This is a genomic window from Bacillus sp. NPDC060175, from assembly GCF_042728695.1.
Classification (GTDB): Bacteria; Bacillota; Bacilli; order Bacillales; family Bacillaceae_G; genus Bacillus_A.
Map to the genome: position 1 here is coordinate 1 of NZ_JBHWYR010000142.1, position 6,716 is coordinate 6,716.

The following is a 6,716-nucleotide window of genomic DNA, read 5'->3' on the forward strand; positions in this document are numbered from 1 at the left end:
ATATATTATTAAAATATTCAAATTCAATCTAGTTATTTCCTTTAATGCGCTTGGTTTAAATTTGATTCGTTTATGCTTAAAAAAATTAGTATCTTTTCTAGTATTATTCATGATCAATATAAATTAAGAGAGGAAGTATTAATAATATGGAAAAATTACGGTTATTAGCATTTAAAAATATAGTAGAACCCCTCTATAATGAGAAAGTATCGTATATTTATTTTCCTATTGAATGGCTTGAGATTGTAGAGATACATTATAGAACATTTTTATTAACGAGCAAATTAAAACTTTTAAATGAAAGATTGTATGAAATGTTTTCTGATATATTATTCATTCAGCACAATCCATATATATTAAGGGAAGATACGCCCTGGATTGTAGCAAAAGAACCAATGAAACAAGAACAGTTAGACTATATTTTCCAAAGCTGGTATGAGGTTATTCATGATTGGAAACCGAATAAATTAATAGATCCACCACATTTAGAATGGCAGTATGACTTAATTAGTAATGTGCCAGTATTACATGATAAAAAAACGTTTTCTAAATGGGTACCAGCTTTAATTACTCATATTTTTTGCGAAAAGCCTTTACGTATGGAAAATAAGAATGAAGAAGAAATATATTTTTCGCCACTGCGATCACAATATGTTTCTGAAGCGATGTCTGAGCCAATTAAAGATGAAGAAACACATGATTATTTTGCTTATGTATATCGGTTTGAATACGTAACTCGTGGAGGTGAGAATATTCCGCTATTAAAAGTATCTGTAGGGATTAGGAGGTTTTATCAACAATATAATCATAAAGATATCTCTATACTTTTAGGGCGAAAGCGGAGCCAAATACTGATTTCAACTCCTGAATTTGAATCAAATAATAAAAAGCAAAGATTTGTAAAGTTAAAAGTGCAACAAGCTAAAAAAGGAATAAAGTGGATTAAACGTTTTAGAAATTTAAAAGATGATTATAGGATAGGGGGAGAGGTTAAATTAGAGCAAATTCTCCAATGTCCGAAAGAGTATATTAGAGGAACTAATGTAAGAGTGCTTCTTCCATATAACGAAAATATATATAAAGTTCAAGGAACAAAAATAAAATTTGGTATAAAAGTAAGAGAAAAAGTGGAACTTTTTAATGAATTCCAACGAATATTCCCATATTTCACATTACTTCCAGAATGTGAAAATGTATTAACTAATAATGAGAATGAGTTATTACCTTTATTTGCCCCAAAGGGATTAGACTCAATTACGTTAGAAGTATGGTCAGATGATATAGTAATAGAGATAGAACAGGCGTTATTAGATAGCAAAATAGTTTTAGCTCAAAATGGAGATTCTTCCTATGTATTAAATGCAGACAATCCGGTGTTGTTAAAAATAGTAAGATATAACATTGGAAACGTGTTACAAAATCCATATAGAATGCAATATAGCCATAAAAACAAAAAGAAACTAGTAGACGATGTCGTAAAAGCTGTACATGCTACGGCAGGTGAGCAAAATGAAATGAAATTAGCATTAATTGCAATAAAAAATTGTGATGGTCGCGAAAAAATTAATCCAAAGCAAATTATTCGGGAAGGATTCGCTCGAACGGAACGTATTTCAGCATTTATTAATTTATTTATCGGACAAAGTGTATCTAAAAAAGAAATTAGTAATGCCATTCTTAGTTTGTTAGAACAAAAGGGGTTCTTAAAGCGTAGTTGGAATAAGATAAAATTACCGGGGATAATTGTAAATTTATCAATTGAGAAAATGTCTAAATATGATTTCTTACCTATTTTTTCAAAAATAAATGGGAGAGAAATAGTATATAAATTATATGGTCAAGAAGAATGGGGTACAATTGATCATACTTTATTAAATATAGGTAATAATAAAGTGTTTTTACCACAACCATCAAAAAGGAATGATATAGGAGTCAGTTTTAAACAATTTATGTCAGAAACATTAGTTGAAATTTCGCAAGATGCACATAAACAAAATAAAGAAGTTTATTTTATTGCAGATGCAAATATGAGGAAATATTGGATAGAAGAATTACAAAATGAAAGCGTTAATATTGGGGTTTCACCTGAAATAATCTCGAATTTTAAAGAGGATATAAACATAATTAGAATTAATACTAACTCAGATGTACCGAACTATATTGTTAGAGGCCAAGAATATGTTATGGATGAAACGAGATTATTTGTAGATCAAATGGGAATTTACTATAGCACGGCTGCATACGAATTAAATTGTAATGAGATAGCACAGCAGTACATACTCGAAGTTATCCCGTTTGGTGTAAAATCTGAAGAAAGAGAAGAAATCGCCAAAATGATACATTACATGTGCTGTAAATCAACCTTGCTCTCGGAACAAAATATTCATAATACGCATGTAATGCATATGGCTAAATTAATTAAAAATTATACTACCGATATTGATTCAAGGGAGTTTAAAGAATCCAATGACGAATTAGATGAAGATGTAATAATTTTAGAAAAAGAAGATGCATTGATATTAATATAAATAATAGTATACAAATCCTGCTAGTAATAATGAGCAGGATTTGTCATTTTTTCATGTAAATAAGGCTATCCTTTGTCATGTATCTTTTCTTTTACGTATTTACTTTATTTACATACAGGATTAAGATGTTTTTTAGAAATACAAAAACTACATCATATGGAAAAGCGATTTTTATTAATTGAAAATAAAATTTGAAAGGAATGGGGAATTGTGAAGAAATTAGATGTATTATTAATGCTACTGAGCGGCCTCTTTCCAATTGCAGGAATGTTAAAGCAAATCCCTCTTGAACAATCTTTATATATTGGAGGACTTTTATTTTTTACTAGTTTCGGTAGTTACTTTGCGAAAAAGATATATTCACGTATATGTAGCTGGATAGCATATGCACCATTTATAACACTACTGTTAGTTATTTGGAATCAGGATATTTCAACAAGTGTTATAATAGCAAATGCCAAAATTGCCGCTTGTATCGCTTTAATACCTTGTATATTCCGCTTTCGTACATACGGGCTTACTTTAGGTTTATTCTCATTATGGGCCGCTTTATTATGGGATATAAAAGAAGTACAGTCGTTAGTCATACTTGAGCGTATGACGAGTTTAATGACAAGCAATTACGTATATCTTCTACTCTTGGTTGGAGGACTTATATTAGGTGGATTACTTGCGACGTTAATACATCGAAAAGAGAAAGATAATAATAAAGAAAATACAAATCTATTTAAACAAAAAAAGAAACGTAAAAGGCTATCATTTAAGATCCGCTTTCCAAGATTACCGAAATTTAAGATGAAATTATTTAAGTTTGGTGGAAAAGGTTCTAAACGTAAAACGCCAGAAATAATGCATGAGCGTAATAACGAAGAACCAGTTGTAACATATGAAATGGCAGAGCAAATAGATCAATATAAAGAAAGTACTGTTCAAGGACAAACTAGGATGGAACGTCGAAAAAATAGGTATAATGCATAATAAATTTCACTAACCCCTTAATGATTTATCGTAAAATTGATAAATCATTAAGGGGTTTTTTATGTAATTAAATATAGATTGCGTATGCACAGTTTTAGAAGTATTAGTCAATTAACTAATAACTTCATGCATATCTTGAGGTAGGTATTTGTGAAGATAATTTCTTTTTCAATCATATAATACATTAGGAGGAGGGATTATCTTGACCGAAATAACAATTAGTTTATGCATGATTGTAAAAGATGAAGAGCAAGTTATCGCAAGGTGTCTAGATTCAGTAAAACACATAGTTGATGAAATAGTTATTGTAGATACTGGATCTACAGATAGAACTAAAGATATTGTTCGAAAGTATACAACTAACATTTATGATTATAAGTGGAATGATAATTTTGCGGCGGCCAGAAATTTTTCATTTTCTAAAGCGAAAAAAGATTATATTTTATGGTTGGATGCTGATGATGTTTTATTTGAAAAGGATCAGCAGAAATTTTTAAATTTAAAACAAGAAATGGATGATGATATTGACGCGGTATTAATGTTTTATCATTTAAATACTGGATTAAGTATGGAGCCAATGTATATTACAACACGTTATAGGCTTGTTAATCGCTCAAGAAATTTTCAATGGATTAACAAAGTGCACGAATTTATACAAGTTGAAGGAAATTTGTTGCATACGGATATAACTATTACTCATTGTAAAGAAAAACCAAGAATTGATCAGAATTTTAAAATTCTCCAATCCATAATTGAAACAGAAGAAGTTACGCTTACAAATTGGTTCAATTATGCGAATGAATGTATGTTTCAGCAAAAGTATGATCAGGCAATTCAATTTTATAAAAAAGTATTAGATAGTAAAGAAAATTGGGGAGAAGGAAATATTTATGTGTGCGGAAACTTAGCGTATTGTTATATGCAACTTCAAAAGTGGGATAAAGCATTAGAAACTTTTACAAGGGCTTTTCAATACGGGAATCCAAGAGGGGAAATTTGTGTTGGGATAGGGCATGTCATGATGGAACAAAAAAAATATAAAGAAGCAATTCGCTGGTATTTAGCAGCCACGAAAATTACATATCCTAATGAGGCGATACTTTATAACCCCGCAAGTTACAATTGGGTTCCATATTTCCATATAAGCTTGTGCTACAGCCATTTAGGAAACTATGATAAGGCGTTATATTATAATGAATTAGCAGCAAATTATATACCTAATCATCCTGCAGTAATATATAACCAGCAATATTTTAATACTTTATTACAAAGTAAAGAGAAGGGTTAATTTAGAAAATTAAGTCAAGTTATTTTTATTAATGATTTCATTTTCTATAGTGATATACACAATATTAATTATGAGGATGGATTGCTTCGGGTTGGTAAGTAACTAAAGAAATTATTACAACTATGTAAGGTTCATGTAATGATAATCGATAGTAAATTAAGATGTTTGAGTGTATTGTTAATAGGATTTAAAAGTACTTTTTATCTATAAGGGGAAATAATATTTAATTAGGAAGTGTAATTAAATGATTGAAATTAAATCTATTATCCATTCGTACAAACTAAAGAGAAGAATAGCTAGGGATTTATACGGCAACAGAGATGAATTGACGCTGTTATTAAATGAATTTCATAATATGAAAGGTACAGCTGCATCTGAAAAAAAGAAAAATAGTATGCTATCTCGTTTGCAATTAATTTATCAAAATATAAAATTAGATAAGCAGTACCCTCTACCATTTGCTTTAAATAACAAGTTATTGGAGCGGTTAGAAAATGAATCTTTTCAAACTATTGAGGGTTGTGTATCATGTCTACATTTAATGTTGGATATAAATTATGAAAAAATAAAACATTATGGATCGAGCACAAGTAGGTCATTTGTTCCATTATCGCAATCTTCAATTTGTCTTGCTGATTGTGTTTGTTTAACAGGAGTTGTATTCGGGTTACTAGGAACAGTGACATTTGGAGGATTAATGTTATCTGTATGTTCTCTTACATAAAGAAAAAAAGGGCACCCACTTAAGGTGTTTTTTTTTTAGTTATTTAGGAGAGCTTTTGAGATAGGAGGGACATGGATTCAAATCTATAGTTACACATCTTTATTGTGTTGTGTAACTCAAAAAGGAAAGTATCAGCAACTGCTTATTTTGTATGAATATAAACATCGGCTATTTGGGAGCTGTAATAGAATGCTTAGAAGGGGGCAAAAAATGGTGTGTGAAATATTAATAAAAAAGGACAAGCAGTCGTACCTACTGTCCTTCAAAGGAGAAAAGTCTTTTGGTTAAGAACTACGAATAAACAGAAAATCTGCTTGTAATTAGTTTTATCCCAAATATACATGCCTATACAAAAAAGGGATAAGTTCAAAAATACTTATCCCAGGAAGGGAAATCCCAAACACCAAAATGGCTTGCATTGGTATACAGGTTCAAAAGTAGTATATGTCAAACGAAAAATCTCATACAAAAAGCAGACAATCAAAAGTATTGTCTGCCAGAAAGTCGGATGAATTAGCCAACTGTGAAAAATTGCTTTCCCACTTCAAGAAGAGTAAAGGCAACAAATTTGAAAGAAATGAATTGGGATTTAGTTATTGCTTCTATGAATGATGCATTTTTTTCATTTTTTTTGTCCCCAAAAAACAACTAATAATTGCGAGTAATGCATTTGAAGAAATGAAATTTACGGTCCAATAAATTCCTGTTCCAGCAATTATATCGATAATTATAAATCTTTTAATTGCCGAACTTTGTACTACATGAAAAATAAATTGATTGTTATCGTTACCCAATGTTATCACATCCCTTATCTAATATATGACAAGGCATGCTTGCTCTAGTCTTCATGATAATATACGAAAAAGAGTAATTAGCAGAAGCTTATAAAGTAGTTCTAAATAAAAGATAACTATCGGAAGTTAAATTATTAATTTCAGTGAAAAAAATAACAATCATAATTTATCCTGCGTTATTGATGGGATATTATGTTTTACTTAAGGGCTTATGTGGAAAGTTTGATGAAAAATTCTTTCATTAAAAGTACGATTCCCAGCAGAAACAAGTCTTCAATTGAGAACCAAAACATACTTTTGTGAGGTTTTTTAAACTCTATAATATTGATGAAAATAAAAAAATTGCAATAAGTATGATGATTAAGAGGCGGCTTATATTAAGCATTAATAACACTCCTAATATG

At 29.9% G+C, this 6,716-nt stretch carries 5 protein-coding genes; 4 read left to right on the forward strand and 1 reads right to left on the reverse strand.

Going from position 1 to position 6,716, the window contains the following annotated elements:
* Window positions 1–146: 146 nt before the first annotated feature.
* The 4 genes from ACFWDE_RS29450 to ACFWDE_RS29465 all read left to right on the forward strand — a co-directional run bounded on the left by ACFWDE_RS29450 (window position 147) and on the right by ACFWDE_RS29465 (window position 5,518).
* Entirely contained in the window at window positions 147–2,528 is a 2,382-nt protein-coding gene (locus tag ACFWDE_RS29450; protein ID WP_377896258.1) for a pPIWI_RE module domain-containing protein, read from the forward strand.
* A 210-nt stretch (window positions 2,529–2,738) separates the two neighbouring features.
* Window positions 2,739–3,506 (forward strand): DUF3959 family protein, encoded by a 768-nt coding sequence (locus tag ACFWDE_RS29455; protein ID WP_377896259.1) that lies wholly within the window; start codon window positions 2,739–2,741, stop codon window positions 3,504–3,506.
* Between the two features lie 229 nt (window positions 3,507–3,735).
* Window positions 3,736–4,794: a glycosyltransferase gene (locus tag ACFWDE_RS29460; RefSeq protein WP_377896261.1), complete on the forward strand. Its 1,059-nt coding sequence runs from the start codon at window positions 3,736–3,738 to the stop codon at window positions 4,792–4,794.
* A gap of 244 nt (window positions 4,795–5,038) precedes the next feature.
* Window positions 5,039–5,518: a homoserine dehydrogenase gene (locus ACFWDE_RS29465; protein ID WP_377896260.1), complete on the forward strand. Its 480-nt coding sequence runs from the start codon at window positions 5,039–5,041 to the stop codon at window positions 5,516–5,518.
* Window positions 5,519–6,120: 602 nt separating this feature from the next.
* Here ACFWDE_RS29465 and ACFWDE_RS29470 read toward each other — a convergent pair.
* Window positions 6,121–6,312 (reverse strand): hypothetical protein, encoded by a 192-nt coding sequence (locus ACFWDE_RS29470; protein ID WP_002070042.1) that lies wholly within the window; start codon window positions 6,310–6,312, stop codon window positions 6,121–6,123.
* Window positions 6,313–6,716: the final 404 nt, after the last annotated feature.